The following is a 14,735-nucleotide window of genomic DNA, read 5'->3' on the forward strand; positions in this document are numbered from 1 at the left end:
GTGCGACTTCTCCAGGACGCGCATGAACGCGCGCGACCAGAGGGGCAGGTCGGGCCAGCCGCGGCAGGAGACCATCGCCCCGTCGACGACGTCGGGCGCGTCCACGAACGTCGCGCCGGCCTGCTCCACGTCGAACCTCAGGGGCGGGAAGGCGGCGGTGGTGCGGCCCCGCAGGAGCCCGAGCGCGGCGGGCACCTGCGGTCCGTGGCAGATCGTGCCCACGGGCAGGTCGCGGTCGAAGAAGTGGCGGACGACCCGGGCCACGTCGGGGTCCGTCCGGATGTACTCCGGCGCCCGCCCGCCCGGGATCACCAGCGCGTCGTACTCCGCGGGGTCGACGTCGCGGAACGCCAGGTCCACCGGCAGCAGGTGGCCCGGCTTCTCCGTGTAGGCGTCGCACCCCGGCTCGAAGTCGTGCACCACCAGCTTGACCGCGCGCGTGGTGGGAGCGGTCACGACCGCGTCGTGACCCCCTTCGCGCAGGCGGAACACGGGGTACATCGAGTCGAGCTCCTCGGCGGCGTCGGCCGTCAGGACCAGTACCCGGGCCATGCTCGCTCCTCATCCCCGCTCGACGCGCCGCCGCGCCCTTCGGGGTGTGCGACCGGCGACCACCACATCGGACGGTACGGGGTCGCCGGTCGCCCGCACAATCGGCCGGGCGGGTCCGACCGCACCGGTCACCCGCCCGCAGAACCGAACCGGTTCGAATCGGTGAACCGACACCCTTCCGGGTCGTTGCCGGGACTTCGGCGACCGGGGGAGCCGTATCATCGGGACCCCGTCGAACCGGTTGAACGGAGTGCGCATGAACATCGGGGAGATCGCCAAGCGGGCGGGAGTGTCGCGCAGCACGGTGTCCTACGCGCTCAGCGGGAAGCGGCCGGTGTCGACGGCCACCGCGCGGCGGATCAACGACGTCATCGCCGAGCTGGGCTACCGGCCCAACGCCAGCGCGCGGGCGCTCGCCGAGGGGCGGACGCGGACGCTGGGCCTGGTGATCCCCCCGGCCGGCCGGCGGCTGACCGACGTGCAGCTCGACTTCGTGGCCGGCGTGGTCGAGGCCGCCGCCACCCAGGACCTCGACGTGCTGCTCTCGCCCAGCGGCGGGGACCACGACCGGTCCTTCGAACGGGTGGTCACCGGTCGGCGGGTCGACGGCGTCATCCTGATGGAGATCCTGCTGGACGACCCGCGGGTGGAGCGGCTGGAGCGGGCCGCCCTGCCCTTCGTCTCGATCGGCCACGTCGAGCGCCCGGGCGCGTCGTGGTGGGTGGACGTGGACTACGCGGCGCTGGTCCGGCGCTGCGTGCACCACCTGGCCGACCTCGGCCACCGGGACCTGGTGCTGATCAACCGGTCCGACGAGCTGGTGGCGTCCGGCTACGGCCCCGCCCTGCGCGCGTCGGCAGGGTTCGCCGAGGCCGCCGAGCAGCGGGGACTGGCCGCCCACGGCGTGTGCTGCGCCGACGAGCCCGCGGCGGGCCTGGCGTGCTTCGAGGAGATCCGCGCCCGCTGGCCGGAGGTCACCGCCGCGGTGACGATCAACGAGGCGGCGCTGCCCGGCCTGCAACGGGCGCTGCACCGCCACGGGCTGGACGTGCCGGGGGCCTTCTCCGTCACGGGCGTCATCGCCAACCGCCTGGCGGAGGACTTCCACCCGCCGCTGACCGCGGCCGACGTGCCGGCCGGCGAGATGGCCCGGTTGGCGGTGGAACTGCTGGTCGAGCGGATCGCCGACCCGGACGCCACACCCCGGCACGCGCTGCTGGAGCCGGTGATCTCCCTGCGGTCCAGCACGGGCGCGCGCCTGCGGTAGCGGCTTCGCGCACGGCCTCACCGCCACGGGTCCGGGGAGGCTCGGCGGCGGCGCACGGCGTCCGCGGCCAGCAGCAGGTAGGCGGAGGCGGTCCAGGTGTAGGCGCGGTCCCGGAGCCCGTCGCCCGTGCGGGCGTCGAAGTTCTCCGCGAAGCCGGACTTCTCGCAGACCTCGCGGAAGGCCCGGCTGACGTCGTCCGCCAGGTCGGGGAAACCGGCACGGCGCAGCCCGTCGTCGACGAGGACGGTGGTCGGCGCCCAGGCCGGACCGCGCCAGTAGCCGTCGGGCTCGTAGCGCGCGGAGGCGGGCAGCTCGGTCGCGAGCCCCGATCGGGTGAGGTGGCGTTCCAGGAGCGCGGTGAGCCGTTGCGCGTGGCCGGGGGGCAGGTGCTCGCCGAGCACGATCGGCATCAGGTCCAGGAGGCTGTCGGAGCGGTGCCGCTCGCCGGTGGCGGCGTCGAGCGAGGTGAAGCGGTGGCCGTCCCACAGCCGGTCGAACAGCGCCGCGCGGATCTCCTCGGCGAGGGCGGCCCACCCGTCCGCCTCGTGCCGGCGGCCGAGCTCGACCGCCAGCCCGGCGAGCTGGTGCAGTTGCAGCACGAGGAAGGCGGCCAGGTCCCCGGTCTCGACCAGGCGTGCGGCGTCGAACGTGGTCGCGTTGTCCCAGCCGCTGTCGTTGCCGTGCTGATAGTGGGGCAGGACGTGGCCGGGCACCCGGCGGTGGTCGAGCCAGAACCGGGTCCAGGCCGACAGCCCCGCGTAGGCGTCGGTGAGCTGGTCGTGGTCCAGCGGCGCGGGCAGGGCGCGGCGCAGCCGGGCGAAGGCCCACCCGTGGACGGGGGGTTTGACGAAGTTGTGCAGGACCTCCGAGTGGGTGACCGAGTCCGGCAACGCCCCGCTGTCGTCCTGGTGGTCGAACGGGAGCAGGAACTGGTGCCACGCCAGGGCGGGCTCGCCGGGCGCCAGCGCGAGGGCGTTGAAGCAGTGGTCCCAACTCCACACCTTGTCCATCCAGTGCTTGGACATCAGCACCGCCGGACGACCGACGAACCCGGCCGGGCGGACGGTGGCCGACCACAGCACGTAGGCGGCGGCCTCGGCGGCCGGGGTGGTGTCGTCGCGCCACGGCGCGACGGCGTCGAGGAACGACCGGAACCCGTCCTCCCGGGCGCGGACGACGGCCCGGAAGTCCTGTCCCGACCGGTACGGGGTGCGGGACGTGCGGTAGGTCTCGACGGCGACCTCCCAGCGCCCGTCCGCGCCGGGGCCGATGACCACGCCGCGCTCGTGGGCACCCAGGGCCTGGTCGCCGACGGCGAGGACCGTCCCGGCGAGGGCGGTGACGCGGTAGCGCATCCCGGTCTCGTACGAGGTGAACACGTGTCCCCCCGACACCGGGTCCCGGTACAGGTAGGTGCCGCTGAACGGGGTCAGGACCCCGTGGGCGGCGCCGAGCCGCAGCTCCAGGCCCGACCCGGTCACGCGGAGGGTGTCCGGGTCCTCGAACGCCAGGTCGATCCCGCCCCGACCGGCGCTCCAGGACAGCACCGCGGGCGTGGCGGTGACCTCGGTGTCGGCGCGCCGCCCGTCGACCAGCGGCGTGAACGCGAGCACGGCGTGCATCCCGTTGTGGTGGGAGACGAGGTGCAGGTCGGGCGCGGTGCGCCTCTCGGCCACGACCGGGGAGACGTCCAGCCAGGACCCGGCGCAGCTGAACGGGATCTCGCCGACCGGGATCTCGCCGACCGGGATCTCGCCGACCGGGATCTCGCCGACCGGGATCTCGCCGACCGGGATCTCGCCGACCGGGATCTCGCCGACCGGGACTTCGCTGCTCGGGATCGCGCTGCTCGGGAACGGCGGTGGCATCGACACGGTGGTCCTTCCGGCGGTGCGTCGGGATCTCAGTCCTTGACCGCGCCCGCGGTGACGCCCTCGGCGACGTAGCGCTGGGCGAGGACGAGGAGGACCGCCGCGGGGATCGAGGCCACGACCGCGGTGGCCATGATGGCGTTCCACTCCTGGTTGTTGTTGCCGATGTACTTGTAGATGCCCAGGGTCACCGGCTGGTGCGCGCCGCCGGCGTCCAGGGTGGAGGCGAACACGAAGTCCGACCACGCCCACAGGAACGCGAAGAGCCCGGCGGTGACCAGGCCGTTGCGGCTGACCGGCAGGACGATCGACCAGAACACCCGCGGCGTGCCCGCGCCGTCGACGCGGGCGGCCTGCGTCAGCTCCTCGGGGATGCCGGACATGAACGCGGTCAGGACGAGCACGGCGAACGGCACGGCGATGGTCGAGTCGGCGATGACGAGCCCCCACGCCTGGTTGACGATGCCGAGCTGGACGTAGGTCCCGTACAATCCGAGGGCCATGACGACGCCGGGGATCATCTGCGCGACCACCAGGGCGAGTTCGAGCGCTCCCCGCCCGCGCAGCCGGAGCGTGGCCAGCGCGAACGCGGCGGGCGCGGCGACCGCCAGGGTGAGCGCGGCGGTGCCGAGGCCGATCGCCAGGCTGGTGCCCAGGTAGGGCAGCTGGTCGGCGAGGAAGCGGCGGTAGCCCTCGAACGTGGGGTGCAGCGGCAGGAGGTCCGGCGGGTCCCGGCGCATCCGCTCGGCGGGCGTGAGCGAGACGTTGACCATCCAGTAGACCGGGAACAGCATCAGCGCGGTGAGGACCACGCCGACCGCGGTCTTCCACAGGCGGGTCCGCCTCATCGGTCCTCCCGGCGGTCGCGTGCGCGGAGGTGCGCGACGGCGGCGACGAGGGTCAGCAGGATCAGCACGGTGCCCACCGCCGCGCCCTGGCCGAACCTCGGCAGCGGACTGCCGAACCCGAGCTGGTAGGACCAGGTGGCCAGCGTGGTGGAGGAGCCGCTGGGACCGCCCTTCGTCATGATCCACACGACGTCGAACGCCTTGAGCGTGTAGACCAGCCCGAGCAGGAGCGTGATCGACGAGACCGGGCGCAGCAGCGGGAAGGTGACGTGCCGGAACCGCTGCCGGCCGGTGGCGCCGTCGAGCGCCGCGGCCTCGTGGACCTCTTTCGGTATCGCCTGCAAGCCGCTGTAGAGGATCGCCAGGTTGAACGGGACGCCGATCCAGGTGTTGGCGACGGTCACCGAGACCAGCGACCAGCCCGGCGAGGTCAGCCAGCCGACCTGGCCGAACCCCAGCGCCTCGACCAGCGCGTTGACCACGCCCGCCTCGCTGTTGAGCATCCACGCCCAGGTCGACGCGGACACGATCAGCGGCAGCAACCACGGCACCAGGAACAAGGCGCGCAACGTCGCCGACAGCGGGAAGTGCCGGTGGAAGAACACCGCCAGGGCGAGCCCGATCCCGTACTGGAGGGCCAGCGACGCGGCCGTGAACAGCACCGTGGTGACCAGCGCCCGCCCGAACGCGGGGTTCGCCAGCACCTCCCCGTAGTTCGCCGTGCCGGCGAACGCCGCCCCGCCCCGGACGAACGACCGGACGGTGTAGGACCGCAGGCTCAGGTCCACGTTGCGCAGCAGCGGGTAGGCGTAGAACAGCGCGAGGTACAGCACGAGCGGGGTGAGGAACGCCCACGCGGTCAGCTGCTCCGGGCGGCGGGGCGGTCGAGCGGGGGGCGCGCCGCCCGGCGGGTCCTGCGCCGCGTCCCGGGCGCCGGGCGGTTCGGGGGCGCGCACGGCGTCAGCCCACCGCCGACTGCGCCCGGGACAGGGCGTCGCGCACGGGCAGCGAGCCGGTCAGCCCCGCCTGCACGGCGTTCCACAGCGGTTCGGAGATGCGGGGGTACTTCGTGCCGAGGCCGTCGGCGGTGCGGCCCCGGGCGGCCTTCACGGCCCGCACCCAGGAGGAGAAGCCGGGCTCGGCGGCCACCTGCTCGGCCTGCACGTCCGGGCGCGCCGAGACGTAGGACAGGGCGGTGTCGACGGCGAGGGCGTTCTCCCCGCTGGTCAGGCAGTCCACGACGGTGCGGGCGGTCGCGTCGCGGGAGCTGTCGGCCTGCACGGGGACGGTCACGAACTCGCCGCCGGTCGGGGCGGGCGCGGTGCCCCCGGTCCGCCCCGGGATGGGCAGCACGCCGATGTCCAGCCCCGACCCGGCGACCCCCGACAGCTGCCAGGTGCCGTTCTCGGCGAAGGCGTACTCCCCGGTCTCGAACTCCTGCCAGCTCGCGGTCTGGGTGTTGCCGACCACCGTGGTGGGCGCGTAGCCCTTGTCGAGCCAGCCCTTCCACAGGTCGAGCGCGGCCGCGGCGTCGGCCGAGGACAGGTCGGTCAGCTCCGCCCCGGCGCCCCAGAACCAGGGCAGGAACTGGAACGTGCCCTCCTCGGTGCCCACCGCCGAGAAGGTGATGCCCTTCTTGCCGGACCGCACGACCTCGTCCAGCGCCGCGGTCAGCGACGCCCAGTCGCGGATCGACGCCACGTCCACGCCCGCCCCGGCCAGGACCGCCTCGTTGTAGTACAGCGCCAAGGTGTTGGCGCCGATCGGGACGCCGTAGGTCCGGCCGTTCAGCTGCCCGGCGGCCACCAGGTTCGGTTCGACGCCGGAGATGTCCGCGCCCAGCTCCTCCGCGGTCCTCAGCACCCCGCCCTCGGCGAGCGTGGACACCACGGGGTTGTCCACGACGAGCACCGTCGGCGGGACGTCCTGCTGCGCGGCCAGCAGCACCTTGGTGGTCAGGTCCGTGGTGTCGTGACCGGTGCGCTCGATCGTGACGCCAGACGCCGCGCCGCAGGACGCGACGGCCTTGGCCCAGGCCGAGTCGGGCCCCTGCTGCGGGTAGGGGTCCCAGAGGGTGAACGGCGCGGACGCGCCGGGGGTGGAGGCGTCCGGCGAGGAGCACGCGGTCACCGAGGCGACCACGGTCAGGGCCAGCACACCGGCTGCGAAGGGGGAGCGGCTCACTGTGCTTCTCCTGGTGATCGGGTTCCGGCCTCCGCCGGTCCGCACTGTCGAACCGGTTCGAGCAGCACCTAGTGTGCAGGGTGGAACCGGCGATGTCCACCGCTCGTCGGAGGCGACCGCAAGGGTGGTCCGGTATGCCCCAGAAGGTCGTGTACAGCGGGAGTCGAATCAATTCGACGGGCGGTATCGTTGCTTCCGCCGGGGCTCGGAGCCTACGCTCACTGGTGAGCGAACCGGTTCGACTCACCGTCCGACTGCGGTCGGGCTCGGCACGGTCCAACGGCGAACCGCCCCCGGCGCACCACGCCGGGCCTGCCCCGGTCGCCGCCCCTTCCCCGCACGAGGAGCCAGGCGTGAGCACCACGACCAGGAGGCGGCGCGTCCGCTCCCGAGGGATCATCCCGTTCCTCACCGCCGCGGTGTCCGTCGCCGCGTCCGTCGTCGTCCCGGGCCCACCGGCGCAGGCGGGGGACGAGTCCTTAACCGTCGACTTCGCCGTGACGGGCGGCGCGCCGACCCACCGGGCGTCGGGCTGGATCTACGGCATGACGGAGAACGCGTCCGCACCCGCGGACGACTTCTTCCGCGACGTGCGGTTCCGGTACATGCGCGCCGGCGGCGCCCAGCTCGACGCCCCGGGCGGCTGGGTGTCGGGCAAGTACGAGCGCCGGTGGAACGCGACCCGCGCCCAGTTGCTGCGCACCCGGTCGCTGGGCGGCGAGTTCGTCCTGCTGCCGCACGACCTGTGGGGCGCGGACGGCTACCCGATCTCCCGGTTCCCCGGCGACAACGGCGACTGGACCGACTACGACAACTTCCTCACCCGCCTGATCGACGACGTGCGGGCGACGGGCGCGCCGGTGCAGTGGGACACCTGGAACGAGCCCAACATCCCGCTGTTCTGGAACCGACCGCAGTCGCAGTACTTCGAACTCGTGCGGCGCACGCACCAGCGCGTCCGGGCCGCGTTGCCGACGCACCTGATCGTCGGCCCGAGCTGCGCGTGCGTCCCGTCGACGTCGGGGTGGTGGACCCAGTACCTCGACTTCGCGCGGGCCAACGGCGTCGTCCCCGACATCATCAGCTGGCACTCGCTGCCGGGCGACCCGGTGGCGAACGCGGCGACGGCCGATGCCACCCTGGGCGCACGCGGCATCCCGCACCCGCGCCCCTACCAGATCAACGAGTACGGGTCCCAGTCGGAGCAGAACCCCGGTGACGGCTCCTGGTACATCGCACGGCTGGAACGGGCCGGCGTGGACGGGTTGCGCGCGAACTGGGCGGGCGGTGGCAACCTGCACAACGACCTCGGCAACCTGCTCGTCCGCGACTCGGCCGGTCGGCACCAGCCCAAGGGCGAGTGGTGGGTCTACCGCTTCTACGGCTCGCAGACCGGGCGGATCGCCGCGGTCACGCCCAGCGCGTCCTACGACGGGTTCGCGACGAAGGCGCCGGGCGAGGCCAAGGTGCTGGTCGGCGGTGGCCGCACGACGGGGAACATCGCGGTCCGGTTGCTGGGCCTCGACACCACCGAGGGCGTCGTGCGCGACAACCGGGTGCGGGTGCTCGCCGAGCGCGTCCCGCACAACGGCGGCGGCGCGGTCCAAGGCCCCGTCACCGTCCTGGACTCGGTCGTGGCCCTGTCCGGCAACGCCACCACCGTGACCCTGCCGCACACCAACGCGGACGACGCGTTCACCATCACCGTCCTGCCGCCCTCGGACACCGGTGGCGCCTTCCGGTCCACCGCGGTCGCGCAGCACTCGCGGCAGTGCCTGACCAACCCCGGCCGCAGCACCGCCGACGGCACCCGCCAGCAGCAGTCGCCGTGCGGCTCCGGTGACGAGCAGCGGTGGGACTTCCGCCCGGTGGCGGGGCTCGCCGGCACCTACGCGGTCGTCAACCAGCAGTCGGGCAAGTGCCTGGACGTCAACGGCGCGTCCACCGCGGAGGGTGCCGCGGTCATCCAGTGGTCCTGCAACGGCGGCGTCAACCAGCAGTTCGCCCTGCGGAGGGTCTCCTACGCCGGCAACGACCCCGACGACCACCAGCTCGTGGCCCGGCACAGCGGGAAGTGCGTCGACGTCAGCGCCGTCTCCACCGTGCCGGGCGCCCCGGTCCACCAGTGGACGTGCAACCCGACCGGTCAGGGCAGCCCGCTCAACCAGACCTGGCGCCTCCCCGGGCACGGCGACCGGTGAGCACCTCCGCCGCTCGACCCGACCCGTCGGTGCGGCGGTCCGCTCACTCCTGCGCCCTGCCCCCGGTGACGCGGGACAGCGCCAGCGCGACGAGGATGATCGCGCCGTTGAGCGCGCCGGTCCACTGCGCGGGGACGCCACCGAGGGTCAGCACGTTCTGGATCACGAAGAGGAGCAGCACGCCGGTGAAGGCGCCGAACACGGTGCCCTTGCCGCCGTTGAGACTGACGCCGCCGATGACGGCCGCGGCGAACACGGTGAAGATGTAGCCGTTGCCCTGGCCTGAGGCGACCGAGGCCAGCCGCCCGGACAGCAGGAGGCCGCTGAGGGCGGCGAGCAGGCCGGCGGTGACGAGGACGACCCACAGCACCCGGTCGGTGCGGATGCCGGCGGCCCTGGCGGCGTCGACGTTGCCGCCGATCGCGTACAGGGAGCGGCCGAAGCCGGTGAAGCCGAGGACCACGACGCCGAGGGCGAACAGGACCAGGCACACCCACACCGAGGCGGGCACGCCGAGCCACTGCGCCGTGCCGAGGTAGAGCATCGACCCGGGGAGCCGGAAGAACGTCTGACCGCCCGAGATGCCGGTGAGGACGCCGCGCAGCACGATCAGCATGCCGAGCGTCACGATGAACCCGTTGAGCCCGAACCGGATGACGAACAGCGCGTTGACGACGCCGACCAGCACGCCGACCGCCAGCGTGATGGGCACCGACCAGCCGCCCGGCACCAGGCCCAGCCCGTGCCCCGCGCCGACCGGCACCGTGAGCCAGGCGGCGACCCCCGGCGCGAGGCCGACGGTGGACTCCAGGGAGAGGTCCATCTTCTTGACGATCAGGACCAGCGCCTGGGCCAGGACGAGGACGGCGATCTCGGACATGGTCTGGAGGATGTTGACGAGGTTGTCGGCCCGCAGGAACACCGGGCTGACCAGGTGGCCGACGATCGCGATCACGACGATCGCGGGGACGAGCGCCAGGTCGCGCAGCCGGGCGAGGGCGATCCGCCGCCCACCCCCGGTCGTGGTCCCACCCACGGTGGTCTCGCGCACCGGGGTCTCACGCACCGAGGTCCACCCCCTCCACCGCGGCCACGAGCTGGTGGTCGTGCCAGCCGCGGGCGAACTCGGCGACCACCCCGCCCCGGAACACCACCAGGACCCGGTCGCACAGGCGCAGGTCGTCGAGTTCGTCGGAGGCGACGAGCACCCCGGTGCCGGACGCGGCGACCTCCTCGACCTTGCCGAGGAGGAACTCCTTCGACCGCACGTCGACGCCGGCGGTCGGGTTGATCAGCACCAGCACCGCGGCGTCGTTGGCCAGCGCGCGGGCCATGACGACCTTCTGCTGGTTGCCGCCGGAGAGACCGCTGACCGGCAGCCGGGGGCCCGGCGCCTTGATGGCCAGCCTCCCGATCACGGACCTGGCGAGGGCGTCGCGGCGGCGACCGTCGATGAACCCCGCGCGGCCGAGCCGTTCCGGGACGGTCAGGGTCACGTTGTCCGCGATGGACATCCCCGGCACGAGGCCCTGGTGGTGCCGGTCCCGCGGCACGAACCCGACCCCGGCCGCCAGGGCGGCGGGCACGCTGCCCGGCCGGGGCCGCGAGCCCGCGATCTCCACGGTGCCGCGCGCGGCGGCCCGCAGCCCGACGACGGTCTCCGCGATCTCGACGCGGCCGCTGCCCGCCGCGCCGGCGAGACCGACGACCTCCCCGGCCCGGACGCGGAACGACACGTCGTGGTAGGCACCGGGCAGCGACGCGCCGTCCACCCTGAGCACGTCGGCGGCCCCCGGCGGCGGGCTGCGGCGCACACCGCCGGCCCGCGCGCCGACCTCGCCGGTCATGGCGGCGACCAGGTCGGCGCGCGGCAGCTCGTCGACCGCGGCGGTCAGGACGTGCCGGGCGTCGCGGAACACCGTCACCACGTCGCAGATCTCGTAGACCTCCCGGAGGTGGTGGCTGATGAACAGGAAGGTGACGCCCTGCCGCTGGAGCTCGCCGATCCGGGCGAACAGCCGGGCGATGGCGGCGGCGTCGAGCTGGGCGGTCGGTTCGTCCAGGACGATGAACCGCGCCCCGAACGACAGGGCACGGGCGATCTCCACGAACTGCCGCTGCTCGACGTCCAGCTCCCCGGCGGGGGCGCGCACGTCCACGTCGACCGACCAGGTGTCCAGCAGCTCCCTCGCCCCGCGGCGCACCGCCCGCCAGCTGATCAGCCCGCCGGGGCCGCGGTCGTGCCGGTTGAGGAACAGGTTCTCGGCGACCGACAGCTCCGGGATGACCGTGGACTTCTGGTAGACGCACGCCACCCGCCGCCGCCAGGCGTGGCGGTCGGCGAGCCGGGGCGCGGGCTCGCCGCCGAACCGCACCTCGCCCTCGTCCGGGGCCTGGAGCCCGGTGAGGATCGACACCAGGGTCGACTTGCCCGCGCCGTTGCGCCCGACGAGGGCGTGCGTCCGCCCCTCCTCGACGCTGATGGCGGCCCCGTGCAGGGCCACCGTGGAGCCGAACCGCTTCGTCAACCCCGTCGCCTCGGCGACGGGCGCAGTCGTGGCCATCGTCGTGCCGCCCTCCCGATCAGCCGCGCGCGTTGCCCCACAGGGACCCGTCGTCGCTCCTGAGGCTGGGAACGCCGTCGTAGGTGCCGCCGTCGGCGGTCACCAGGGGAGCGGGGAGCTGGTCCTCCAGGAGGCCGTCGCGGACCTGGATGATCGTGCTGTCGTGGTCGGTCCTGCCGGGGGTGAGCACCTCGCCGTCGATCGCGGCCTTGAGGTAGTGCAGGGCGTACTTGGCGTAGAGGTCGGCCGGTTGGGAGACGGTGGCGTCGATCCGGCCCTCGGCGATGCTCATCAGCTCCTCGGGGATGCCGTCGTTGGAGACCACGTGCACGTGCCGGGGGTCCTCCGGCCCCACCAGCAGGCCCTTCTGCCTGAGCACCTGGAGGGTGCCGGCGAGCGCGAAGCTCGACTGCATGTAGACGCCCTTGACGTCGGGGTGGGCGGTGAGGTCGGTCTGGAGCTTCTGCGCGGCGACCGCGCCGTCCCAGTTCGTGGCCTCCCCGAGCACGGTGATGCCCGGGTAGTGGGTCTCCATGCAGTCGTTGAACGCCTCGGTGCGGTCGCGCCCGTTGATCGAGGCGAGGTCGCCCTGGAGCATGACGACCTTGCCCCGGCCCCCCAGCTTGGCGCCGAGGAACCGGCAGCTCTTCTCGCCGTACGCGCGGTTGTCCGCCCGGACCACCACGTACGCGCTGCCGCTGTCGGGCCGGGTGTCCACGGTGACCACCGGGATGCCCTTCGCCGCCAGCTGCTCCAGCGCGGGTGCGATGGCGGCGGTGTCCTGCGGGGCCATCGCGACGCCCTCGACGCCCTGGCTGATGAACGCCTGGGCGTTGGCGGTGAGCTTGGCGACGTCGTTCTGGGAGTTGGTCGTCGTGAGCCGGAGACCCAGTTCCTCCGCGAACCCGGGGCTGTACTCGATGTAGGAGTTCCAGAAGTCGGTGTCCGACCGGGGGTAGTCGACACCGACCACCGGCGCGCCCGGGGTCCCCGACCCCGGACCCGGGGCGCCGCAGGCGCCGAGCGCGGTGGTGAGGGCGGCGACGGCGGCGAGGCGGGCGCGGGTCCTGGTCTGCACGGCGGGTCTCCTAGCGCGCGGTGTCGTGCGGTGAGCCGGCGGCCGTGCCGCCCTGGAGCTGCGACCAGCGCTGGTTCGGGCCGGTGTGGCAGTTCCAGGCGATCACCGCGGAGCCGTTGGCGGTGGCGGCGCCGTTGACGTCGAGGCACAGCCCGCTCTGGGCGTTGCGGACCGTGCCGCCGGCGTCGAGGTCCCACTGCTGGTTCGCGCCGCCGGAGCAGTCCCAGATCCGCACCCGCGTGCCGGCGGCGGCGTTGCCCGGCACGTCCAGGCACTTGCCGAGCACCTGGAGCGCCCTGCCGTTGCGGGTGAACTGCTGGTTGGCGCCGTTGCCGCAGTCCCAGACGATCACCTGGGTGCCGTTGGCGGGGTTCGCGCCGCTGACGTCCAGGCACCGGCCGGAGGCCTCGCCGCGCAGCCGGAACGTGGTCGGGGTCGGCGGCTGCTCGCCGGTGAAGAACTTCCACACCTCGGTCTTGACCCAGCTCCGGGCACCGCTCTCGCAGCCCGCGCACCCGTCCACCGGGCCCTGCTGGTGACCGCCGTCGAACGGGGCCCAGACCACCGGGTACCCGGTCCGGCACCCCGCGTAGGCGGTGGTGGTGTGGGTGGCGCTGCCCGCCGCCGGTTCCGGCGGGTTCTGCGCCGCGCAGCCGTTGTTCCGGACGAACCGGTCCCGCAGCGCGCGTCCCGACCCGATGTTGTCCGAGATGCCGTGGATGCCCATGTAGGCGATCGGCTGCGTGCCGCCGGCGCACCCGCTCAGCTCGCGGGGGGCGCCGATGACCGCCACCGCCCGGAACACCGCCGCCCGGGCGCACGCGAGCGCGTAGCTCATGGCGCCGCCGTAGCTGAAGCCGAGGGCGAAGCGCTGCGCGGTGTCGACGCAGAGGTCGTCCTCGATGCGCCTGATCATGTCGTCGGTGAAGGTGACGTCCTCACCGCCGGAGTTGGCCCAGCCGTTGCCGATGCCCTGGGGCGCGACGAAGATCGCGGTGTTGTTCGCCAGCCGGCGGAGCCCGTAGTGGGCGTAGACGTCGCCGTCGCTCCCGCCCGAGGCGACGTCGTTCATCGTGCCGCCCCACCAGTGGAACCCGAAGACCAACCGGTGCGGGCGGGTGTTGTCGTAGTCGTCGGGCACGCTCAGGATGAAGCTGCGGCTCTTGCCACCGCTCTGGATCGTGTGCGTGCCGCTGCGCAGGGTCGGCGCCTTGCCGCAGCCCGCGGTCGCGGCGGCGGTGGTGACGGCCGCGGTGGTGACGGCCGCGGTGGTGGGGGTGGTGTCGGGCGTCGCCGGCGCGGGTGCCGCGGTCGCGACGCCGGTACCGGCCAGGAACACCGCGGCGGCGGCCATCAGCGTTCCGAGCCGGTGTGGACGGTTGTTCTCGAACACGGGTCTTCTCCCGTTCTGCGTGGTGTGGTCCGGGGGAGGTCCGGCGGTCACCCGGTGCCCTCGGGGGCCGTGTCGGCCGGGATCGTGCCGGACCCCGGGGCGGAGGGCAGGTACACGTGCACGTGCCCCTTGCCCGCGTCGACGTTGATCACGTCCAGCTGGAGCGCGGCGACCGACCAGGTCCGCAGCGCCAACGTGCGCTGCGCGCCGGCCAGCGCCAGCAGCTCGCCGGCCAGCGGCTGGGGGGCACCGGCGGCGGCGGCGAAACCGTCGACCGCGGCGGCGAGCTGTTCGACGGCGGTCCGCAGCCCGGTGCGGGCCACGTTCACGCCGTTGCCCGCGGACGGCGTCTCCTCGTACCGCCGCACCTCCGCGGCCACCACGTCGCGCCAGCCGCGCACGTCCTCGGCGGTGGGCGCGACCGGCGACGCCCCGCCCGGCGGGGGAGCGGCCCCCGCCATCGCCGCCAGCACCGGTGCCAGGCGGTCCCGGCCGCCCTTGGCCAGCTCGGTCACCGCGCCGACCTGCTCGACGTCGCGCTGCGCCTCGGCCTGTTCCAGCTCGGCGATCCGGCGCTGCGTCGGGTCCGGTCCCGACATCCACGAGCCGGACGCGAAGGCGACGGCGAACCCGAGCGCGAACGCGGTGACCAGGGCGGTGGCCGAGATCCACGGCGACCGCGGGCCGGCGGGCCGGCGCGGTGGCTGCCCGGGCCGTGCCCGCCCCACCGTCGTGGTCCTGCCCATGACGTCTCTCCTTGCCGTGCGGTGAGGGTGG

General features: G+C 73.8%; 12 protein-coding genes. 2 read left to right on the forward strand and 10 right to left on the reverse strand.

The features are described from left to right. On the reverse strand, window positions 1-552 hold a 552-nt coding region (locus ACR807_RS36715; protein WP_438926118.1), incomplete at its 3' end, for a DJ-1/PfpI family protein. Between the two features lie 256 nt (window positions 553-808). On the opposite strand from ACR807_RS36715, the gene ACR807_RS36720 reads away from it, so the two are divergent. Next, window positions 809-1,819 carry a LacI family DNA-binding transcriptional regulator gene (locus tag ACR807_RS36720; protein ID WP_438926119.1) on the forward strand — a complete coding sequence of 337 codons (1,011 nt, stop codon included), beginning with the start codon at window positions 809-811 and terminating at the stop codon, window positions 1,817-1,819. 17 nt (window positions 1,820-1,836) lie between these two features. On the opposite strand, the gene ACR807_RS36725 is transcribed toward ACR807_RS36720, so the two are convergent. The 4 genes from ACR807_RS36725 to ACR807_RS36740 are packed head-to-tail and all read right to left on the reverse strand — an operon-like array spanning window position 1,837 to window position 6,722. Then, complete coding sequence (locus ACR807_RS36725; protein ID WP_438926129.1) at window positions 1,837-3,687, reverse strand: amylo-alpha-1,6-glucosidase; 1,851 nt, start codon at window positions 3,685-3,687, stop codon at window positions 1,837-1,839. A gap of 35 nt (window positions 3,688-3,722) precedes the next feature. Next, window positions 3,723-4,538, reverse strand: a complete 816-nt coding sequence (locus tag ACR807_RS36730) for a carbohydrate ABC transporter permease (protein WP_438926120.1) — start codon at window positions 4,536-4,538, stop codon at window positions 3,723-3,725. Next, window positions 4,535-5,494 (reverse strand): carbohydrate ABC transporter permease, encoded by a 960-nt coding sequence (locus tag ACR807_RS36735; RefSeq protein ID WP_438926121.1) that lies wholly within the window; start codon window positions 5,492-5,494, stop codon window positions 4,535-4,537. Before ACR807_RS36735 ends, ACR807_RS36730 begins: the two co-directional genes overlap by 4 nt. Before the next feature lie 4 nt (window positions 5,495-5,498). Beyond that, entirely contained in the window at window positions 5,499-6,722 is a 1,224-nt protein-coding gene (locus ACR807_RS36740) for a sugar ABC transporter substrate-binding protein (RefSeq protein WP_438926122.1), read from the reverse strand. A 353-nt stretch (window positions 6,723-7,075) separates the two neighbouring features. Between ACR807_RS36740 and ACR807_RS36745 the strand changes: the two genes are divergently transcribed. Continuing rightward, window positions 7,076-8,923, forward strand: coding sequence for an RICIN domain-containing protein (locus tag ACR807_RS36745; protein WP_438926123.1), 1,848 nt, complete (start codon window positions 7,076-7,078; stop codon window positions 8,921-8,923). A 43-nt stretch (window positions 8,924-8,966) separates the two neighbouring features. Here ACR807_RS36745 and ACR807_RS36750 read toward each other — a convergent pair whose 3' ends face one another. Genes ACR807_RS36750 through ACR807_RS36770 form a run of 5 tightly spaced genes read right to left on the reverse strand, consistent with a single transcriptional unit; the run spans window position 8,967 to window position 14,704 of the window. Continuing rightward, window positions 8,967-9,989 (reverse strand): ABC transporter permease, encoded by a 1,023-nt coding sequence (locus ACR807_RS36750; protein ID WP_438926124.1) that lies wholly within the window; start codon window positions 9,987-9,989, stop codon window positions 8,967-8,969. Further along, a complete protein-coding gene (locus tag ACR807_RS36755) occupies window positions 9,982-11,487 on the reverse strand; it encodes a sugar ABC transporter ATP-binding protein (RefSeq protein WP_438926125.1) in 1,506 nt (501 codons plus the stop codon). The genes ACR807_RS36750 and ACR807_RS36755 overlap by 8 nt, the downstream gene beginning before the upstream one ends. 19 nt (window positions 11,488-11,506) lie before the next feature. Next, window positions 11,507-12,565 (reverse strand): sugar ABC transporter substrate-binding protein, encoded by a 1,059-nt coding sequence (locus tag ACR807_RS36760; protein WP_438926126.1) that lies wholly within the window; start codon window positions 12,563-12,565, stop codon window positions 11,507-11,509. A gap of 10 nt (window positions 12,566-12,575) precedes the next feature. Then, window positions 12,576-13,958, reverse strand: coding sequence for a ricin-type beta-trefoil lectin domain protein (locus tag ACR807_RS36765; RefSeq protein ID WP_438926127.1), 1,383 nt, complete (start codon window positions 13,956-13,958; stop codon window positions 12,576-12,578). A gap of 47 nt (window positions 13,959-14,005) precedes the next feature. Further along, a complete protein-coding gene (locus ACR807_RS36770; protein ID WP_438926128.1) occupies window positions 14,006-14,704 on the reverse strand; it encodes a hypothetical protein in 699 nt (232 codons plus the stop codon). Window positions 14,705-14,735 lie beyond the last annotated feature (31 nt).

It is taken from the genome of Saccharothrix sabaoui (assembly GCF_051756985.1).
Lineage (GTDB): Bacteria > Actinomycetota > Actinomycetes > Mycobacteriales > Pseudonocardiaceae > Actinosynnema.